This is a genomic window from Puia sp. (assembly GCF_035546395.1).
Lineage (GTDB): Bacteria > Bacteroidota > Bacteroidia > Chitinophagales > Chitinophagaceae > Puia.
Genome location: NZ_DASZXR010000019.1, coordinates 42,201 through 61,762, shown reverse-complemented (window position 1 = coordinate 61,762; position 19,562 = coordinate 42,201). Strand labels below are relative to the sequence as shown.

The window sequence follows — 19,562 nt, the reverse complement described above, 5'->3', positions numbered from 1 at the left end:
AAGCAATTCCGCCTATTCAAAGACGGTAAGTCGATGTCTTTTGCTGCGTGCTGCGCACGCCTTTTTGAAGCATTAATATCGGTCCTTCGGACGAAAACGCCGTGCGTTTTCCTAGGCTACGGCCGCCGGTTCGTTCAATTTTCTCAAAAATTTAAGTAAGATCGTATTGAACTCTTCCGGCCTTTCCATCATCGGCGCATGACCGCATTTGTCGATGAAATGCAGTTCGCTGTTGGGTATCAGCTTGTGGAACTCCTGGCCCACAAAGGGTGGGGTGATCGTGTCATTATTTCCCCAGATCAGCAGGGTAGGCTGTTTGATCTGGCTGACCTCTTCGCCGAGATTGTTCCGGATGGCGTTTTTTGCAAGCGCGATGATCTTTACGGCTTTTATCCTGACATTGACCGTTTCGTATAAAGTATCCACCAGCTCCTTGGTGGCCATTGCAGGATCATAGAAGGTAAGCTCCGTCTTTTTCCGGATGTATTCGTAGTCGCCGCGTTTGGGGTAGGTGTCCCCCATGCCGCTTTCGAACAGCCCGGAACTGCCGGTAAGGATCAGGGATTTGATCCGTTCGGGGTGGCGAAGTACGTGCATCAGGCCGACATGCCCCCCGAGGGAGTTGCCCAGGAGGTTGATCCCCTTATAGTCGCGATATTCTATGAATCTGTTAAGGAATTTTTCCAGGCCGCTGATGGTGGTGTGTAGCAGGTCCAGGTCCAGCAAAGGCAATATCGGCACCACGACCTTGTGGGTGTGGCGGAAAGTTTCGATCTGACCCGAGAAATTACTCAGCTCTCCAAACAAACCGTGCAGGAGCACCAACGGTTCGCCTTCCCCTTCTTCGATGAATCTGAACTTTTCTTCTTGTTTGATTTCGTATTGCATCAGCTAAGCCTAAATTCTAAATATTCTAATTATCCGTAAAAATAAACGTTTTAATCAAAAAAAAAACACGTTTACAGCCTGTCGCGAATCTGCCCAAAAAAATCTTCCAATTGGGTAAACATTCCCTTGAACCACGGGACGAATTTACCAAATTCATCGATAGTGACACGGCCCCAGGGACTGATATAAGGGTAGACCACCGAGGCAGACAGGGTTGCAGCCGAGATCAAATGCATCTGAACGGCATAAAATAGCAGCACGCTCAATGTTGTAATATAGAGGAAAGCGTACAGGAGCACTCCCATGAGCCTATTGAGCCAGCCCATCATGGCCAGATCGACGGCCTTTTCGATGAGCTTTGCGATGGCATGCAGGCCGACGACGACGACAATGAATACCAGCAGAAAGGCGAGCACCGGCAGCCATCGCGGCGGAACCTGCGTATGTGTCTTTCCATAGCCGGCCACTACGGCCGAAAGCTTGATGGCCGCGGCGATCCCGATGATCCATGCGGCTGCGGAGACGATGGCAATAATGAAGCCATGTCTCAGGCCCCTGAAAATGGCCAGGAGCAGAAAAACGATGAACAATACATCGATGACCATAGTTATTTGGACAAAAGCTCTCTTGCTACCGCGTTGATCATCTTGCCATCAGCCTGGCCGGCGAGCTGTTTGGTGGCCGCGCCCATTACCTTACCGATGTCCGCGGGGGACGTGGCGCCGGTTTCAGCGATGATCTTTGCAACGGCCGCCTTCAATGCCGCTTCGTCCATCTGTTTGGGGAGGAACCGTTCGATAACGGCGATCTCCTCTTGTTCTTTCCGGGCGAGGTCTGCGCGGCCCTGCTGCTGATAGATCTCGAGGGAATCCTTTCGGGACTTGACCAGCTTCTGGAGCAATTTGGTCTCATCGGCTTCCTTTAGCTCGCCGCCTGCGCCTTCGGAGGTTTTGGCCAGGATGATCGCTGCCTTGATCGCCCGAAGTCCCCGCAGGGATGCTTCGTCCTTTGCCAGCATAGCCGTTTTCAGCTGTGCCATTACGTTTTGCTCTAATGCCATTGGAGGTATACCCGAGGAATGGTTTTGGCGAAATTAACCATTCCTCGGTTTATGGCTAATATCGGTCCTTTGGACGGGCGATCCGTATTCGCCCCTGTTATAATTTATTCGTCTTTAATTGCTGGTCCCGGAATTTCTTATAGAAGTCACGGGCAAACTGTTTCATTTCGTTCATCAGCACCGGATCCTGCGTGGCCCGTTGATAGGTCTCCGCCATGGTCATCAGGGTCTGATAGAAAAAATCAGCCATTTCATCGATCATCATGTCCTTGGTCCAGAGATCGATCCGCAGCGCGGTCTTATCGGCGCCGTCCCAGAAGGCGAGCATCATCGCCTTGGCCTGGCGGGCATTTTCGGTTGCGGAATCCGTGGCATTCCAACGGATATCTTCGGGTACCCGATCGTTATCCAGGGATACATCGATATTAATAGAGGAAGTTGTCATAATCAAATTTAGCAAGCCGCAATTTAACTGATTTCCGGGGATTCTACCGAACGGCCGATGAGTGCGCGCACAGCATCGACCGTGCATTCCGGATCGAAAGCCTCCAGGCGTGCCTTTCCCCGGGCGATGAGCCGGCTCCGCAGTTGCTCATCCTTATAGACCGACATCAAGTGCGTCGCCAGGGACGCGGGGTCGGCGCCGTTGGCGGTCAGAACGGCGTCGCCGGCCAGGTCCTGCGCGACTCCCCCGGTTGCTGCGATCACCGGAACTCCGGACTTCCAGGCGTCGAGGAGCGGCTGACCCAGGGAATTTCCCTCGTATAGGAACAGGAAGGCATAGGCCCCGGACATCAGCCGGGCGTCGGCGGCCGGCGCCGGCGGACAGGCATGGACGTCCTCCCTATATTTATACGTATCCAGCTTTTTCCATTGATCGCCTTCCGGGATGCCTTTCACGAGCAATTGCAGGTTGGACTGCTGCCGTCGTTTGAAAAGCGAGAACGCCTTTAACAGGTTGATCAACCCTTCCTCCCCTGCGGCGGTGGCATCGGCCAGGAAATATTCCCGGCCCTGTGCAAATTCCGCCTTTGCCTGCTCCCGGCCTTCCAGGGAAAGAGGCGCCGCCGGGCCGGCGGGGAAAGGGTGCAGGACGAGTAGCTTGTTGGCGGCTTTTGGCCCCCGCTCTGTGAGCCAGGACCGGTCGCGGTCCGAGTAACAAATAACCGATCTTGCGCGGTGGAGGCTATCCGTCAGCCGGGCGGGATACAGCGGAGGCCAGGACCGGCTGTCCCGGGGATTAGCCCGTTCCGGCATCCAGAGGCATTGAGGGAGCGGCGTCCGGGCGGCCACTCCACCGGTGGTCATCACCAGGCCGGCCTTGTGCTTTTTTGCCAGGCGCGGGAGCTGGACATCATACCAGAGCCGCCAGCCCAGCTTCCCGGGCAGGACCCGCCGGCGGATCAGGCGGGCTCCCGGCAGCTCTGGAAGGGAATCCGCAGGGCCGGCCACCAGCAGCCATTGAACCCCGGGGTCCCGGGCGAGCGCGGCGGCGATGGTGAATAGAAGGCGGCCTTTTTCGGTATCCGGCCCGGATAATGAAAGGGGCCGGCAGTCCAGGAGGATGAGCATACGCAAAGGTAGGAGGTTTTTATGCACATGGACGCCGATATCAAATATTTGAATGTCAATCCATTGAACATATTAAAGGTTTTGCAGAAATGTGGTTTTTACGGTCCTGCAAAAACGAGTAGTACTGCTTTGGCCTCATTCTTGTTGATCTTTACCTTTGATTATTAATCCGTTTAATCCGATCATCGCTAAAATTCGTGCCTATGAACCGTGTGTACACTACTGTATTTGCTATTATTTTATTTATAGTAAATATGCCTGGGGCCGCCCTTGCACAGTGTAATTGCAGTCCCACCACAGCCGCCACTCCCGTCAGCTTTTACACCTCTTTTGCTCCGACGGATGCCGCCAGCACCACTATCAGTCTTCCCAAATTCGATCCTTCGATAGGGATATTGTCCTGTCTTAGCCTCGGCGATACCGTCACCGGGATTACGACGACCAACGTTACCAATTTGGGTTCGACAACGACTATCTTCAAGTTCCTTTTGTCCGTATCCGACGATCTGGAGGGCCCGGGTGGCATTTCCATTACCAATGACTATGCCCGAAACTATGGCCCAGACACGCTGACGGCGATCGGCAATGCGGGTGACACCATCACCCACGGGCCGGATGCGCTTATCAGCAATGAGATCGGGTTTGCCTCCACCAATTCGGGCCTGGCGCCTTACCTGGGCACGGGCAACGTCGATTTCACCTATTCGCTCAGCGGCGGCCTGGTGTCCCTGAAAGGGGGGTTGAACTTTGACCAGAACATCAAGACCCAGTACTGGGGCGCTTTCAGGATCACCTATTACTGGTGTCCGCTGATCGTGCTTTCCACGACCATTACGAATTTTTCGGCTACGCCTGCCAACGGGTCTATCCTGCTGCAATGGCTTGCCAATAATCAACAACCCAATACCCAATATGAGATCCAAATCAGCAAAGACGGCAAAAGCTACTATCCCGTCGGAGAAGCAGAAGGCGACGCTTCTGCAACAGGTACTTCTGCAAAATACCAATATCAATACAACCCTGATCCGGCTAATGTGGGCAAGCTCTATTTCCGGGTCGAAGAAAAGGATGCTGCCGGCAAAGTAAGCTTTTCGGAAGTGATCATCGTGGACCCTAACGGGTCCGGAAAGGATGCTTTTGTGAGCTGTCAGACCTTCCCCAACCCGGCCACGAACAGCCTGCAGGTGCTGTTCAACAGCAACCAGACGGGCCGCTTCCTGGTGGAGCTGGTAGCCACATCGGGCCAGGTGGTACAGAGGAAGGCCGTGACCCTGACGGGGAATAACCAGATCCGGCTGGATCTGAATCCCCAACCGGTGAAGGGTCTGTACTTCCTGCGGACTACAGACCAGACTCACGAGCATAGCTACATAAGCAAAGTCTTTATCAATTAGCTTTTCCTATTGGGATCGACGCGTCCTTGGCAGGCTGGCCTTTTTCCTGTAGATTTGTTTTCTAAACATCGAGTGTAATGGAATATAATACGACGCGGAACCACCTCATTATGCGTGAATATGGCCGGCATATCCAGAAGATGATCGAATATCTTCTGACGCTGGAAGACCCGGAGAAAAGGCAGCGTAATGCGCAGGTGGTGATCGAACTGATGGGCTTTCTCAACCCGCATCTGAAAAATGTAGAGGACTTTCGCCATAAATTATGGGATCATCTTTTCCTGATCTCCGATTTCAAGCTGGATGTGGCCTCCCCATATCCGATCCCCACGAGGGAGACCCTTCGGGCCCGGCCCAAGCCGCTGAAGTATCCGAAGCGGTATCCGCGGTTCTCCCATCTGGGCAAGAACCTGGAGGTCGTCATCGACAAGGCCCTGGCGGAAGAGAATCCCGACAAACGCAATGGTTTCGCCAATGCGGTGGCCTACTATATGAAGCTTGCTTACAACAACTGGCACAAGGAGACCGTCCATGACGACGCCATCCAGGCCGAGCTTTCGCAGCTGACCCATGGCCAGTTGCAGTTCTCGAATACGCCTTATGTGAAGAGCTTCCGGCCCAACGAAGGCCAGGGCGGAAGAGAGGCCAACGGCAACCGGGCCTATCCTGTCAATGACAATTTCCGGAAGAACCGGAACCAGAAATTCCAGCAGCGGAACAATAACGGCAACCGCAACAATGACCGCAACAACGACCGGGGCGGGAACAAATTCAAAAAGAAACGATACTAGGGGATCAAATCAACGCGCGTGCATTCATTTGAAGTCATCGGCGGCAAAAAGCTCAGGGGCGAGATCATCCCGCAGGGAGCCAAGAACGAAGCTTTGCAGATCATCAGTGCCGTCCTGCTGACACCGGAGAAGATGACCATCTCCAACATCCCAGACATTCTTGACGTCAACCTGCTGATCGACCTGCTGGCCGAGATGGGGGTTAAGATAGACCGGCCGGAGCGGGACACCTGTATCTTCCAGGCCGATGACGTCGACACCGATTATCTGCGCAGCGAGGCTTACCGCCAGAAGAGCGGGCGGCTGCGGGGATCGGTCATGCTGGCGGGTCCCATGCTGGCGCGATTTCGGAAGGCCTTTATCTCCAAGCCAGGTGGGGACAAGATCGGCCGCCGGCGGTTGGACACGCATCTCATCGGCTTCGAGAAACTAGGGGTCCGGTTCCAATATCAACAGGAGGAGGGACTTTTTTATCTCGACGGGCGGGATCTGAAGGGCACTTATCTTTTACTGGATGAGCCTTCCGTCACCGGTACGGCCAATATCGTGATGGCTGCGGCGATGGCCGAGGGCACGACCACGATCTATAATTCAGCCTGTGAGCCCTATATCCAGCAGCTGTGCAAGATGCTGAACCGGATGGGGGCAAAGATCAGCGGTATCGGCAGCAACCTGCTCACGATCGAAGGGGTAGGCCGGCTGGGTGGTACGGATCACCGGATGCTGCCGGACATGATCGAGATCGGGTCGTTTATCGGTTTGGCCGCCATGACCCAGAGCGATATCACCATCCGCAACGTCTCCCTCGAGAACCTGGGCATCATCCCGGATAAATTCAGGCAGTTGGGCATCCAGCTGGAGTTTCGTGGGGATGATATCCGCATACCCGAGCAGGATGTCTATGAGATACAAAACTTTCTCGATGGGTCGGTCCTTACCATTTACGACCATCCCTGGCCGGGGTTTACGCCCGACCTGCTGAGCATCGTACTGGTTGTGGCCACGCAGGCCCGGGGTTCGGTCCTGGTCCATCAGAAGATGTTCGAAAGCCGGCTGTTCTTTGTCGACAAGCTGATCGATATGGGTGCGCAGATAATCCTTTGTGATCCGCACCGGGCGGCCGTAATTGGAATGGCCCGGGAACAGCGATTAAGAGGGATCACCATGAGCAGTCCGGACATCCGGGCCGGGGTTGCGCTGCTGATCGCGGCGCTGAGCGCCGAGGGCCGGAGCGTTATCCAGAACATCGAACAGATCGACCGGGGCTACCAGGAGATCGATCACCGGCTGCGGCAGCTTGGGGCGCAAATCAACAGGATATGAGCGAGACCAACAAGATCATCATCATTACGGCCCCATCCGGTGCGGGGAAAAGCTCCATTACCCGTTACCTGTTGGGGAAATACCCCGACAATCTTGCTTTTTCCGTCTCCGCCGCCACGCGCAACTCGCGTCATTATGAGAAGGACGGTGTAGACTATTATTTCATCGGTTTGGAGAATTTCAAGCAGAAGATACAGCACAACGAATTCGTGGAATGGGAGATGGTGTATGAAGGGAAATATTACGGCACGCTGAAGAGCGAGCTGGAGCGGATCTGGCAGGCGGGCAAGACCCCGTTGCTGGACATCGAGGTAAAGGGGGCGATCCATATCCAGGAGCAATATCCCCAGTCGACCCTTGCCCTTTTTATTGAACCCCCGTCGGTGGACGAGCTGCGCAGCCGGCTGGAAAAGCGGGGTACGGAGACCACGGAAAGCCTCATGGCCCGGGTGAATAAGGCCTCCTATGAGTTGTCTTTCAAACATCATTTCGATCAGATAATCGTCAATGACAACCTGGACAAGGCTTGTCTGGAGGCTGAAAAGGCGGTCACGGGGTTCCTGGGCCTGCGGATGCGCCAGCCTGGGACGCCGGCTACGAAGGCGGACTAGGGGTTTGCCGGACGCGCCTACCTTCAAAATGTCGAATTTTCCGACTATTTTTAACTGTCGAAAGATATGATGATCAATAAATTTACCCTTGCAGGAACCGTGTTTGCATGGCTTATGGTCGCTTTTTTTGCGGGCATCGAGGTGGCGTTCCTACGAGCCAACCGGCTTACCATCGAGCTAAAGAAAAAGCAGGGGCTTCGCAGCGGGATCATCCTTGGCCATTTTACAGACCATCCGACCCAGTTCATCGGCACATCGATCGCGGGTTTTTCCATCTTCCTCGTCCTTTTCGGCCTGCTGGTAGGCGAGACCTTTATACCGGCCTGGGACTACCTGATCAACAAGGTGCAATGGCCGTTAGGCATTACCAACGCGATCCGGCTTTGTGCCGAGACGCTCGTCGCCTCCATCTTCATCCTTTTCTTCGGGGAATTCATTCCCAAAGCCCTTTTCCGGGCCAAGAGCGACTCCCTGCTGAGCTTCTTTGCGAAGACGATGGAGATGTTCAACCGGCTGCTCTTTCCGCTCGCGAACTTCTTTACCGGGATCGCCGAGTGGATCCTGAAATATATCTTCAACGTGCGGATCGACGAGCGGAAGGACACGTTCACCGGCACCGACCTGGAGCGTTTCCTGCAGCAGACGGGCGATCTTGAAGAGGATAGTAAGGACCTGAATAAGAGCCTGTTCGAGGCTGCCCTGGCGCTTCCCAAGGTACGGGTGCGGGAATGCCTCGTTCCCCGCAAGGAGATCGAAGGCATCGATATCCACCTGGGGATGGAGGACGTGCGCAAGAAATTCGTCCAAACGCGGTTGAGCAAGCTGGTGGTCTATGACGGCAATCTCGATCACGTAACGGGATATATTCACCAGCTGGACCTTTTCAAGGACCCGCCTTCTATAAAGACGATCCTCCATCCTATTCCGGCGGTGCCGGAGAGTATGAGCGCCACCGATCTGATCAACAAGTTCAGCCGCGAGCGGAAGAGCATTGCCTGGGTGGTGGACGAATTTGGCGGCACTGCGGGGATCGTGACGATGGAGGACCTGCTCGAGGAGATCTTCGGCGACATCCGGGATGAATATGATACGGAGGAATTCGAGGAGAGAAAGTTATCCAACGACGAGTTCATCCTTTCCGGCCGGCTCGAGCTGGACTATCTCAACCGGAAATACGGGTTCGATCTGCCGGAGAATGGGTCGGAGACGCTGTCCGGCTATATCATCAACCAACACGAGACCATTCCCCATTTAAAGGACCGGATCATCATTGGCGACTATGAGTTCGAGATCCTCGATGTCAGCGATACGCGGATCGAGATGGTGCGGCTCAAGGTGCTAAAATGAATCTTTTGCGCTAAAATTGCGCCATTTTCCAGGTCCCTGTCTTTGATGCGCGTCGGGACGCGCCGTTGGTGAAGCGTTAACGTTGGCCCTTCGGGCAACAAGCCTGTGGCTTGTTAACCCGTGGTTAAGGAGGCCTTATAATTTTTCCATTATAGAGTTTATCAGCAATTTTGTTCTCGTAACGACAACGAAACACTCAAACGTTTTTCATAGGTCAGTTAGGAGTAAACAATGCACTCTGTAATGGAGTGCTTGTTTTTTTTATATATACCCCAAAAAATCGCGTTTTTCTCCACTTTTTGGCATATTTCAGGTTAATTTCGCGGAGCTTTTTTTGAAAGTCTTTTAGAAACCAATGGCTTTAAATCTGTTAAACAGGAACCGGGGCGAGGGCGAGGACGAGATGTCGTTTATCGATCACCTGGAGGCGCTTCGCTGGCATATTGTGCGTTCGGCCTTTGCGATAGTTATCGTGGCGATCGTCATCTTTATCAAGATGAACTGGATCTTCGATACGATCATCCGGGGACCTATCCGCAAGGATTTTATCAGCTATACCGGGCTTTGCAACCTGGGGCATAAACTGCATATGGGGGACGCCCTTTGCCTGGATTCCGTCGCGGGTCTGCAATTGCAGACCACGCAGTTCGGGTCGCAGTTCATTTCCAGCATCAATATTGCCATTGTGGGCGGCTTCGTAGTAGCTTTCCCTTATGTGTTTTGGGAGCTCTGGCGTTTCGTTAAGCCCGCGCTTTCTCCTAAAGAGCTGAAAAGCAGCCGCGGAGGCATTTTCTGGGTCAGCTTCTTCTTCCTGTTGGGGGTGGCCTTCGGTTACTTCCTGCTGGCGCCCTTCACCTTTAGCTTTCTCTTCAACTATTCGATCGGTGCGGCCGGCGCGATCAAGACCATCCCCACGCTGGACGATTATGTCGAGAACCTGGTGGATATCATCATTGGATCGGGCCTTGCCTTCCAGTTGCCGTTGGTGAGCTATGTTCTCACGTCCATCGGGTTGATCACGCCGAGATTCCTGCGTACTTATCGTAAGTATGCGTATGTGGCGATCCTTTTCATTGCGGCGATCATTACGCCGTCACCGGACTGGATGAGCCAGACCATCGTGGCTTTGCCGCTGATCCTCCTGTATGAGCTGAGCATTCGTGTATCGGTTCGCGTCACCAAGCGCCAGGAAAAGCGGGATAATGAAGAATGGAGCTAAGTGATGGGAGGGAAAACCCCGGTGGTATTAAAGCCACCGGGGTTGGAATGACTAAGAGTTATGCTTTTTCGAGATCTCCATTTTCATCTGGCATCTTTCGATGTCGCCGCGGTAGTCCTTGATCTTTTCGTCGTTTTGGCTGGCCAGGATCGCCTTTTCAAAGTAGAAGATGGCCTTGTCGTAGTTGAACCGCAGCTCTTCGGACAGAGCTGATCTTCCATAGACCCACGATTTGTCGATGGTGCGGACCTTCAGGCACCGGTCGAGGTGCTGCCGCAGCTCATCAAAACGCTCCATGTCCATCAGCAGGGCGGCAATATGAAAATAAGAGTGGGGATATAACGGATCGCATTTGATGGCGGTTTGGAAATGGTTCTCCGCCTTCGCATAGTCGTCGAATTGGGTCTTATACAACCAGCCCATCGAGTTATGTGCGGGTGCGCTATCGGGCTCCTCATAGAGGATGCTTTCGTATTTCTTAAATGCCTCGGCGTAGTTGTTGTTCTTTATGTCCGCCTCGGCCTCGAGGTACAGTTCTTCTGAATTTGCGTTCATATCGTTTATACTTTTTTACCAGCCAAGCACCCACGCAAAGATGAGCGGGGCTACGATGGTGGCATCGCTTTCAACAATGAATTTCGGGGTATGGATGTCCAGTTTGCCCCAGGTTATCTTCTCGTTGGGTACGGCGCCGGAGTACGAGCCGAAGGAGGTCGTGGAGTCGGAGATCTGGCAGAAATAACTCCAGAAAGGAACATCGTGCCATTCCAGGTCCTGGTACATCATGGGCACCACGCAGATGGGGAAGTCCCCGGCGATGCCGCCCCCGATCTGGAAGAAGCCGACGCCTTTGCCGCCGCTGTTCTCACGATACCAGCCGGCCAGCCAGGTCATATATTCGATGCCGCTCTTGACCGTGCCGGCCTTCAACTCGTTCTTGATGACATAGCTTGCAAAAATATTGCCCGTGGTGCTGTCTTCCCAACCCGGCACGACGATCGGGATATTCTTTTTCGCCGCCGCGATGATCCAGCTGTTCTTCGGATCGATCTCGTAATATTGTTCGAGGTCACCGCTGAGGACGACCTTATAGAGGAATTCGTGCGGGAAATAGCGTTCGCCTTTTGCTTCGGCGTCCTTCCAGACCTTTACGAGGTGTTTCTGCAGACGGCGGAAAGCCTCTTCTTCGGGGATACAGGTATCTGTTACCCGGTTGTAGTGATTCTCCAGCAGGTTCCATTCATCCTGCGGCGTCAGATCCCGGTAATTGGGCACTCTTTTGTAGTGGCTGTGCGCCACCAGGTTCATCACGTCTTCTTCCAGGTTAGCCCCGGTACAGCTGATGATATCGATCTTCCCCTGGCGGATCATTTCGGCCAGGGAGATACCCAGTTCGGCCGTACTCATCGCACCCGCAAGGGTGACCATCATCTTGCCTCCTTCGAGTAAATGCGTCTCATACCCTTTGGCAGCGTCCACCAGCGCTGCGGCGTTGAAATGCCTGTAGTGATGCTCAATGAATTGTGAGATAGGACCTTTGTTCATGATCGATTTGTTTGAAGATATTTGAGGGGCGAAAATACGAAAAACCGGACGGCCTCCCAAAAGGAGGGAGACACTAAAAACAAATGGCCCTCCAAAAGGAGGGCCACTGCCAACTAAAAACTAACCTCGAAAAATTTTACAGACCAGCGCCCTTCTTTTCTTTCTTGAATTCGCTCCAGAACTCTGTGCCTTGCGATTTCAGGACAACCTTCTTATCGCTATCTTCCAATGTTACATAATAACTGGTCTGGTCGTCGGATACGATCTCGAAGAGATCGGAGATCCAACAGTTGCCATATTCCTTTCTCAGGGAGGACAACAGCGAGATCGGCAGCTGGTCGGAAGTGATGTTCCTTACCACGGCCTGAAGATCGCCGTTATTGTTGTAGTAGGCGAAGAGCACCTGCCCGTGCAGGGAGAAGGTGGCCTTCGTATACGTGTCACGCTGTTCCCAGATGATATTGCTTGCTCCGTTGAAATCTTTCTTGAAGGATTTAACGATCAATTGATTGACGGTACCGTCTTCATTCTTTGCAGCGAAAGCGCTGATACTAACACCCATCATAAGCATGGTAGCGATGGATAAAATGAACTGTTTACTCACCCGCATAATTGATTTTTTAGGGTGTTCGTGAATCTTCGATTTCATAAACTGATTTTTTATAAGTTTTTAAAAGTCTTTTCTTTTTCGCGTTTTGTTCGAGCTCTGTTTATAAGACGCAGGTTTTTGAAGCATGTTGCAGCTGTCTCAAAAAAAATTTTCGCTGCTTGTTTTCTTTGACGCTGCAAAGCTATCTTAGGTTACAGCGATGTGCAAGCCAATCTTGGATAAGTGGAGAGTTCGGCGGTAGGAACGGCGAAATTCGTTAAATTGTAAGAATGAATTATCTCGCACATGCGTATCTCTCATTTGAAATACCGGAAATAACGGTGGGCAACCTGATCAGCGATTTTGTTAAAGGAAAGCAAAAAGAAAAGTATCCCGCAAAAATTCAACAAGGCATCCTTTTGCATCGGGCGATCGACAACTTCACCGATACTCATCCGGCGACTAAAAAAGCAAAGACCTATTTTAAGGAAGAATATGGATTGTATGCAGGGCCGTTGACAGACATTGTTTACGATCATTTCCTGGCTAAAGATAAACTTGTCTTTCCCTCGGGGGAATTGGGTAGTCCGTTGAAGGCCTTTGCGCAAAGGACGTATGAACGGTTAGCGGCGTTCGAAGCCCTGCTGCCGGAACGCTTTGCCCGGATGTTCGGATATATGCGAAGGGAGGACTGGCTCAGCCACTACGGGCATAGGGAACTGATCTTTCAAAGCTTTGAGGGGTTGGCCCGGAGGGCGAAGTACATGCCGCCGGCGGATGCGGCAAAGAGGCTGTTTGAAGCCCACTATGAGCAGTTGGAGAGCTGTTATCTGGAATTTTTCCCGGAGGTGAAAGATTTTGCGCTGCGGACGTTGGGTGAAAGTCAAATGTGATAATTTTGAAGTATGAAGAAGATTGCCTTGATCGCGTGTATGAGCCTGGGTATGACCCTTGTAAGGGCGCAGCTGCCCACGCAGCCTTCCAACCTGGACAGTTCTCCGCTGGATATGAGCTATTACCCTGTGGATTACCCGGTTCTGAAGATCCAGGACAAGATCTCCGAGCCGCTTGTGGCCCGGGTCGTTTATAGCCGGCCGCAGAAAAAGGGCCGGAAACTGTTTGGCGATCTGATCGGCTATGGGCAGGTATGGCGGCTTGGCGCCAACGAGGCGACGGAGATCGAGTTCTTCCGGGATGTGAAGATCGATAAGAAGGTGGTGAAAAAGGGCCGGTATACGTTGTACGCGCTGGTCAATGAGGACAGGTGGACGCTGATCTTCAACAAGGAAACAGACACCTGGGGCGCCTTCCGGTATGACTCTTCCAAAGATGTGCTCCGGACGGTCGTTCCGGTAGAAAAACGGCCCGACATCGCAGAGGCTTTCTCGATGGCCTTTCAGAAGGCCGGTAAGGGGGCTGAACTGCTGATCACCTGGGACGACGTGCTCGTCAGACTTCCTATAAACTGGTAGTTTTATATGTGCGGTATTGCAGGCATTCTCTCAGCCGATGCGGCGAAGATATCTCCAAAGCGGCTCAAAGACATGTCGGCCGCCATCGCCCATCGCGGACCCGATGGCGACGGAGTCTGGACGAGTCCCGGCGGAATGGCCGGGCTGGCTAATCGCCGCCTCTCCATCCTCGATCTTAGTGCTGCCGGCGCCCAGCCGATGCACTATCTCGACCGGTATACGATCGTCCACAACGGGGAACTTTATAACTACCTGGAGCTGCGCAGCCTCCTGCAATCAAAAGGCTATCCTTTCTCTTCCCGCACCGACACGGAGGTTATTGTTGCAGCCTTCGATCATTTCGGAACGGACTGTCTCCAACACTTCGACGGGATGTTTGCCTTCGCCATCTGGGACGAGCGGGAACGGCAACTGTTGATTGCAAGGGATCGTTTTGGCGAAAAGCCGCTCTTCTTTTTCCATGACGACGTGGAATTCCTCTTTGCCAGCGAAATGAAGGCGCTTTGGGCGGCGGGCGTGCCGAAGGTCAGCAATCCGCGCATGATCTTCAATTTCCTGACGATTGGTTACACCCAAAATCCTGCCGACAGCTCGGAGACCTTCTTCCAGAATATCTTGCGGTTGCCGGCCCGATCGTTCCTGGTCTATCGTCCCGAGACGGGGAGTCTCGAGATCTCGGCCTATTGGGATATCGAAGCCGGGCATACCCAGACTATAAAGGAGGATATTGCGATCGACCGGTTCGGCGAGCTGTTGCATGCTTCGGTACACCGGCGGCTTCGCAGCGATGTGCCGATAGGAACCAGTCTCAGCGGCGGATTGGACAGCTCCGCCGTCGTAGCCACCATTCTTCGCCAGCCCGACCGGCCGGCCCGGCTGGCCAGCTTTTCGGCGCTGTTTCCCGGTTTTGAAAAAGATGAATCCGCTTTTATCCGGCTGTTGACCCAGCGCTTCCCGTTGGAAGATCATTCGACGACGCCTACCGCCGCCGACCTGGTCCGTGATCTTGAACGGCTGATGTATCACCAGGAAGAACCCTTTCTCTCTTCGAGCATCTATGCGCAATGGAGCGTTTATGGGCTGGCCGCGCGTCATTCGGTAAAAGTGCTGCTGGATGGGCAGGGCGCCGATGAGGTGCTGGCCGGTTATCATAAGTACTACAGCTGGTATTGGCAGGAGCTGTACCGCACCGATAAGAAGGCCTTTGTGCTCGAACTGGAAGCCGCGCGGCAGTCGGGCGTCAGCGATCGTTGGACCTGGAAGAACCGGCTTGCCGCGTATCTGCCGGTCTATGCGGGGCTGTTCCTGAAGAAACGGCGGTCGGCAGAGCAGCGCCGGAGCAGCGATCTGTCGCGGGAGTTCGTCAGGGAGTTCGGGGTGTCGTATTATGATATTCCACATATCGATAGATTGAGCGGAATTCTGTACTACAACACGTTCATGAACGGATTGGAAGAGCTTTTACGCTACGCCGATCGCAACTCAATGGCTCATGGCGTGGAAATACGGCTTCCTTTTCTCGATCACAGCCTGGTTGAATTTGTGTTCTCGCTGCCTTCGCATTTTAAGATCCGGGAAGGTTGGACGAAATGGTTGCTGCGGCAAAGCATGGAAGACGTGTTGCCGAAGGAGATCGTCTACCGGCGGGATAAGATCGGTTTCGAGCCGCCGCAGCGGCTTTGGATGCAGGACCCCGTGTTGCAGGAGTATATGCATGAGGCGAGACGGAGCCTGGTGAAAGCGGGTGTTTTATCCCCGGGTGTCTTGCAAAAAAAAATTCAGCCGCAGGATGCCCATGCGGCTGAAAATAAGGATTGGCGATATCTGGTTACGGCAGCTGTGGTTTAGCTGGCCTTCTTATATTTCTCGACGACCTGCATCAGTCCATCCACGTTTGACTTCACGGTGATCCAGTTCTGGGCGTCCTCCAGTTTGATATAGTATTCAACGTTGGAGTCCGAAGTGACTTCGGTGACGCCGAACACCTTTTTATCGGCATATTTCTTTTGCAGCCGGCAAAGGATATTCACGGGCAGGCTCTTCTCCGAATAATAACGGAGGGAGTTGAGGAAATTACCATCCTTGTCATACTCCACCTTGGTGAGGATTTCTCCCTGTTTGAAGTTGACCATGTACCGGTCTTCCGTCTCCGCCCATTTCACCTGTTGAGCATCGGGGAAGGTCTTGTGGAAGGCCTGCAATAATTTGTCGCTGATGTTTCCATCCGTGCCTGCGAAGACTCCTGTGGAAAGGGTAAGGAGGCAGCAAGCGAGGAACAATTGGGGGAAGAGACGGCGTACCATAACATTCTATTTTAAGATTTGTTGATAGCGCGAATAGGACCTACTCTGGAAATTAGCCCTATTCGCGCTATCGGCTAATGTCTGACCTTCGGTCGAACCGCCTGTGGCGGTTTAGAACCTGTTTTATTCGATCGACGACATAAAACTAAATCGTATTTAAAGTGAAGTCAAGTGATTCTACACTTCCGGCGATAGTTGTTTGGGATGGTTCGGAGGGCATTGTGAACGACTTCGACCCAAGGGTGTAAAACTTATTTTTAAACCGGCGAAACTTTGCGCGAAACCGCCGGGAGCATGTTGCACTCGGGCGGTTAAGTTTTTGTTAAAGCGGACAACTGGTTTTCGCTTCGTATCTTTAATCAATGAAACTCTCCACCAAACTCATACATGCAGGCGTAGAACCCGATCCTTCGACGGGCGCCATTATGACCCCTATTTATCAAACGTCGACCTATGTGCAGAGCGCGCCGGGTGTGCATAAGGGCTATGAATACGCCCGGTCGCAGAATCCCACGCGTGCCGCGCTGGAAACAGCTATTGCGCAGATAGAGAATGGCAGGCACGGCCTCTGTTTTAGTAGTGGCGTTGCGGCCACCGATGCGGTGCTCCGGTTGCTGGTGCCCGGCGACGAGGTCATCGCGGGTAACGATATGTATGGAGGGACGTACCGGCTGTTCACCAAGATCTTCGAAAAGGCGGGTATCCGTTTTCATTTTGTAAATATGGCGGATGCCAATGCCATTCGTCCTCATATCAATGCCAATACCCGTTTGCTATGGGTGGAGACGCCGACCAACCCGCTGATGAATATCATGGACATCGCGGCACTGGCGGGCATTGCCAAAGAGAAGGGTATCCTGCTGTGTGTCGATAACACTTTTGCCTCGCCCTACCTGCAGAACCCGCTGGACCTGGGTGCGGATATCGTGCTGCACAGCGCCACCAAATACCTGGGCGGACATAGCGACGTGATCCATGGTTGTTTGGCGATGAATGACGACGGGCTTCGGGACAGGCTGTATTTTATTCAAAAAAGCGTCGGCGCCGTTCCCGGTCCGCAGGACTGTTTTTTGGTTCTGCGGGGATTGAAGACCCTGCATGTCCGGATGGACCGGCATTGCTCCAATGGCGCAGCCATTGCGCATTGGCTGCGGGCTCATCCCAAAGTGGGAAAGGTGTATTGGTGTGGGTTTGAAGATGCTCCCGGCTACGCTGTTGCAAAGAAACAGATGAGGGGTTTTGGCGGGATGATGAGCTTCACGCTGAAGGATGACAGCCTCGAGGCGGCGAAGAAGGTGTTGTCCTCCACGAGGCTGATCGCGCTTGCCGAGAGTCTTGGCGGGGTAGAGTCGCTGATCAACCATCCGGCTACGATGACCCATGCGTCCATTCCCAGGGAAGAGCGGTTAAAAAACGGGTTGAGCGATTCGCTGATCCGGTTGAGCATTGGGATCGAAGATGTGGACGACATAAAAGCGGACCTGCGTGAAGCGATCGGGTAAGCGGGCTGCCGCCGGAACGGGTAAGCGGGCGACTGATGGAAGGGGCGAGCTGCAGGCTTTCCTGGACAAGAAGGTGGCGGAATATAATCGGCCGGCGTTTGTTGCCGACGATCCGATCCGCGTTCCGCATGGGTATAGCCGGCAGCAGGACATCGAGATAGCGGCCTTTTTTACGGCGATCTTTTCCTGGGGGAACCGGACGACGATCATTCGGAAGTCGGAGGAGTTGATGCGGTTGATGGACCAGGCGCCTTATGAATTTGTCCTGCATCATACGGATAAGGATCTGAAGCGGCTGCTGGACTTCCGGCACCGGACCTTTAATGCGACGGACCTGCTTTATTTCGTCGCTTTTTTCCGGCATCACTATAGTCATTACGATTCACTCGAGGATGCCTTCCTGCGGCCCTGGGAGGAGCGGGGGTCCGCGAGGGAAGGATGGGAGGCGGAAAGGTCGTTGTCGGCCTTTTATCATTACTTCTTTTCGCTCGACGAGGCTCTCGTCGATCGGCCCGTCGGAAAAGCAGGCCTCCGGCAAGAGCCGGCTAATGATTGGCCTTTGGCCGAGAGGGGCTCCGCACCCCTGGTACCCCCCCGCACGCGGAAGCATATCGCCTCACCGGAGAAGAATTCCAGCTGCAAGCGGATCAATATGTTCCTCCGGTGGATGGTGCGCAAGGACAATAACGGCGTCGATTTTGGCCTTTGGAGGCGGGTCGGGCAGGATCGCCTTATCTGCCCGCTCGATATGCACGTGGCCAGGGTGGCCAAAAAATTCGGGCTCCTGACGCGGCCTTCGTCGGACTGGCTGGCGGCGATAGAACTGACGGGACATTTGCGGGAGTTTGATGCGGACGACCCGACGAAATACGATTTTGCCCTTTTCGGATTGGGTGCGCTGGAGAAATTTTGAGGTATTTATGGAACTACATGCCCTTATAACGGATTTGAATCAAACCCATGCGCTGCAGCTGCGGGAGGTTGCGGCGATCGACGAGCTTGAATCGTTGCTGGCGGAACGGGTCAATACGATGATCCAACGGGACTTTGGGGCGCTGGTCCAATTGCTGTACCGGGTTGATGTCAGCGAATCGAAGCTGCGCGGATTGTTACAGGAGAATGCCGGGGAAGATGCCGCGAGGGTGATTGCCAGGCTGATCATCGAAAGACAATGGCAGAAGATAGAAACCCGGCGCCGGTATCGGCGGGATGTGGGCGGCGATGAAGAAAGATGGTAGTGTCAGATCAGAACATCAGTTCCTTTACCTTCTCTTTATCTTCTTTTTCCTTTTTCAGGTCGAACATGGTGCCGAAGACTCGGTCCCAGAGAGTGCTGCTGACGCCATATCCTTTGTGTTCGTCCTTATAGTGATGAAGGTGGTGGTTGCGCCACAGGGGTTTCATCCATTTGAAAGGAGGATTCCAGGCGTGGATCGCATAGTGCATGCTACCGTAAAGAAGATAACCCAGCATGAAGCCGGGGAAGAACATGAATACGTAGTTGCCGATGATCAGCCTGTAAATGAAAAAGAGCGTCGAGGCGATGATGAGGCTGGGTACGGGAGGCATGAACAACCGCTCTTTGTCGCGGGGGAAATGGTGGTGGTTGCCGTGCATCGTATAAATGAACTTCTGGGCCCGCTCGCTTTCGGCAACGGCATGGAACGCATAGCGGTGCATCAGGTATTCAAAGAAGGTCCAAAAGAACATGCCGGCGAAGAATACAAGGGCAATGCGCCAGGGGTTGAAGCCGAGGTCGGAGCCCGCATGATAGAGGAAGTAAATGATAATAGGCAGGTACATCCCCCAAATCACGAGGGGATGTGTCTTGGTCAACATTTCCAGGTACTGATTCTTAAATAATTGTGCCTGTCCTTTGTTATTGATCTTTTCGAATTTCATGGTTTCCAGTACTTGAGGGTACAAAAGTACGGAATGTGCGGGAA

Annotated in this window: 22 protein-coding genes; 12 read left to right on the top strand and 10 right to left on the bottom strand. The window is 53.4% G+C overall.

Annotation, left to right across the window (positions count from 1 at the left end):
• Positions 1-111: 111 nt before the first annotated feature.
• From VHE34_RS26505 to VHE34_RS26485, 5 genes are all read right to left on the bottom strand, one after another.
• Complete coding sequence (locus tag VHE34_RS26505) at positions 112-888, bottom strand: alpha/beta hydrolase (protein WP_325593651.1); 777 nt, start codon at positions 886-888, stop codon at positions 112-114.
• Positions 889-959: 71 nt separating this feature from the next.
• Positions 960-1,493, bottom strand: coding sequence for a CvpA family protein (locus VHE34_RS26500; protein WP_325593649.1), 534 nt, complete (start codon positions 1,491-1,493; stop codon positions 960-962).
• A gap of 2 nt (positions 1,494-1,495) precedes the next feature.
• Complete coding sequence (locus tag VHE34_RS26495; protein ID WP_325593647.1) at positions 1,496-1,927, bottom strand: GatB/YqeY domain-containing protein; 432 nt, start codon at positions 1,925-1,927, stop codon at positions 1,496-1,498.
• Positions 1,928-2,045: 118 nt separating this feature from the next.
• Positions 2,046-2,393, bottom strand: a complete 348-nt coding sequence (gldC, locus tag VHE34_RS26490) for a gliding motility protein GldC (RefSeq protein WP_325593645.1) — start codon at positions 2,391-2,393, stop codon at positions 2,046-2,048.
• Positions 2,394-2,416: 23 nt separating this feature from the next.
• Positions 2,417-3,520, bottom strand: coding sequence for a glycosyltransferase (locus tag VHE34_RS26485; RefSeq protein WP_325593643.1), 1,104 nt, complete (start codon positions 3,518-3,520; stop codon positions 2,417-2,419).
• Positions 3,521-3,723: 203 nt separating this feature from the next.
• Here VHE34_RS26485 and VHE34_RS26480 point away from each other — a divergent pair, with 203 nt between their 5' ends.
• From VHE34_RS26480 to tatC, 6 genes are all read left to right on the top strand, one after another.
• A complete protein-coding gene (locus VHE34_RS26480) occupies positions 3,724-4,914 on the top strand; it encodes a choice-of-anchor E domain-containing protein (protein ID WP_325593641.1) in 1,191 nt (396 codons plus the stop codon).
• A 77-nt stretch (positions 4,915-4,991) separates the two neighbouring features.
• Complete coding sequence (locus VHE34_RS26475; protein WP_325593639.1) at positions 4,992-5,705, top strand: DUF4290 domain-containing protein; 714 nt, start codon at positions 4,992-4,994, stop codon at positions 5,703-5,705.
• 18 nt (positions 5,706-5,723) lie between these two features.
• Entirely contained in the window at positions 5,724-7,028 is a 1,305-nt protein-coding gene (murA, locus tag VHE34_RS26470) for a UDP-N-acetylglucosamine 1-carboxyvinyltransferase (RefSeq protein WP_325593637.1), read from the top strand.
• Positions 7,025-7,639 (top strand): guanylate kinase, encoded by a 615-nt coding sequence (gene gmk / locus VHE34_RS26465; RefSeq protein WP_325593635.1) that lies wholly within the window; start codon positions 7,025-7,027, stop codon positions 7,637-7,639. Before murA ends, gmk begins: the two co-directional genes overlap by 4 nt.
• Positions 7,640-7,705: 66 nt before the next feature.
• Positions 7,706-8,986 carry a hemolysin family protein gene (locus VHE34_RS26460; RefSeq protein ID WP_325593633.1) on the top strand — a complete coding sequence of 427 codons (1,281 nt, stop codon included), beginning with the start codon at positions 7,706-7,708 and terminating at the stop codon, positions 8,984-8,986.
• Positions 8,987-9,341: 355 nt separating this feature from the next.
• The gene (gene tatC, locus VHE34_RS26455; RefSeq protein ID WP_325593631.1) at positions 9,342-10,205 is read left to right on the top strand and encodes a twin-arginine translocase subunit TatC; all 864 of its coding nucleotides are present in this window, start codon (positions 9,342-9,344) and stop codon (positions 10,203-10,205) included.
• Between the two features lie 51 nt (positions 10,206-10,256).
• Here tatC and VHE34_RS26450 read toward each other — a convergent pair whose 3' ends face one another.
• The 3 genes from VHE34_RS26450 to VHE34_RS26440 form a co-directional block, all read right to left on the bottom strand.
• On the bottom strand, positions 10,257-10,760 hold the full coding sequence (locus VHE34_RS26450; protein ID WP_325593629.1) for a hypothetical protein: 504 nt from the start codon (positions 10,758-10,760) through the stop codon (positions 10,257-10,259).
• Between the two features lie 15 nt (positions 10,761-10,775).
• Positions 10,776-11,750 carry a deoxyhypusine synthase family protein gene (locus tag VHE34_RS26445; protein ID WP_325593627.1) on the bottom strand — a complete coding sequence of 325 codons (975 nt, stop codon included), beginning with the start codon at positions 11,748-11,750 and terminating at the stop codon, positions 10,776-10,778.
• A 136-nt stretch (positions 11,751-11,886) separates the two neighbouring features.
• Positions 11,887-12,399, bottom strand: coding sequence for a hypothetical protein (locus VHE34_RS26440; RefSeq protein WP_325593625.1), 513 nt, complete (start codon positions 12,397-12,399; stop codon positions 11,887-11,889).
• A 230-nt stretch (positions 12,400-12,629) separates the two neighbouring features.
• On the opposite strand from VHE34_RS26440, the gene VHE34_RS26435 reads away from it, so the two are divergent.
• Genes VHE34_RS26435 through asnB form a run of 3 tightly spaced genes read left to right on the top strand, consistent with a single transcriptional unit; the run spans position 12,630 to position 15,659 of the window.
• Positions 12,630-13,232, top strand: a complete 603-nt coding sequence (locus tag VHE34_RS26435) for an ACP phosphodiesterase (RefSeq protein ID WP_325593623.1) — start codon at positions 12,630-12,632, stop codon at positions 13,230-13,232.
• A gap of 12 nt (positions 13,233-13,244) precedes the next feature.
• Positions 13,245-13,811, top strand: a complete 567-nt coding sequence (locus tag VHE34_RS26430) for a DUF2911 domain-containing protein (protein ID WP_325593622.1) — start codon at positions 13,245-13,247, stop codon at positions 13,809-13,811.
• A gap of 6 nt (positions 13,812-13,817) precedes the next feature.
• On the top strand, positions 13,818-15,659 hold the full coding sequence (gene asnB / locus VHE34_RS26425; RefSeq protein ID WP_325593620.1) for an asparagine synthase (glutamine-hydrolyzing): 1,842 nt from the start codon (positions 13,818-13,820) through the stop codon (positions 15,657-15,659).
• Here the strand turns inward: asnB and VHE34_RS26420 are convergent.
• Positions 15,656-16,114: a hypothetical protein gene (locus tag VHE34_RS26420; RefSeq protein WP_325593618.1), complete on the bottom strand. Its 459-nt coding sequence runs from the start codon at positions 16,112-16,114 to the stop codon at positions 15,656-15,658. The two genes, asnB and VHE34_RS26420, sit on opposite strands and share 4 nt — an antisense overlap.
• A gap of 362 nt (positions 16,115-16,476) precedes the next feature.
• Between VHE34_RS26420 and VHE34_RS26415 the strand changes: the two genes are divergently transcribed.
• From VHE34_RS26415 to VHE34_RS26405, 3 genes are read left to right on the top strand one after another with little or no spacing between them, the layout of a single operon-like run.
• On the top strand, positions 16,477-17,616 hold the full coding sequence (locus VHE34_RS26415) for a cystathionine gamma-synthase (protein WP_325593616.1): 1,140 nt from the start codon (positions 16,477-16,479) through the stop codon (positions 17,614-17,616).
• A complete protein-coding gene (locus VHE34_RS26410; protein ID WP_325593614.1) occupies positions 17,600-18,529 on the top strand; it encodes a TIGR02757 family protein in 930 nt (309 codons plus the stop codon). The genes VHE34_RS26415 and VHE34_RS26410 overlap by 17 nt, the downstream gene beginning before the upstream one ends.
• A 7-nt stretch (positions 18,530-18,536) precedes the next feature.
• Entirely contained in the window at positions 18,537-18,854 is a 318-nt protein-coding gene (locus VHE34_RS26405; protein WP_325593612.1) for a hypothetical protein, read from the top strand.
• Positions 18,855-18,861: 7 nt separating this feature from the next.
• Here VHE34_RS26405 and VHE34_RS26400 read toward each other — a convergent pair whose 3' ends face one another.
• Positions 18,862-19,518 carry a sterol desaturase family protein gene (locus VHE34_RS26400; RefSeq protein ID WP_325593609.1) on the bottom strand — a complete coding sequence of 219 codons (657 nt, stop codon included), beginning with the start codon at positions 19,516-19,518 and terminating at the stop codon, positions 18,862-18,864.
• Between the last annotated feature and the right edge of the window lie 44 nt (positions 19,519-19,562).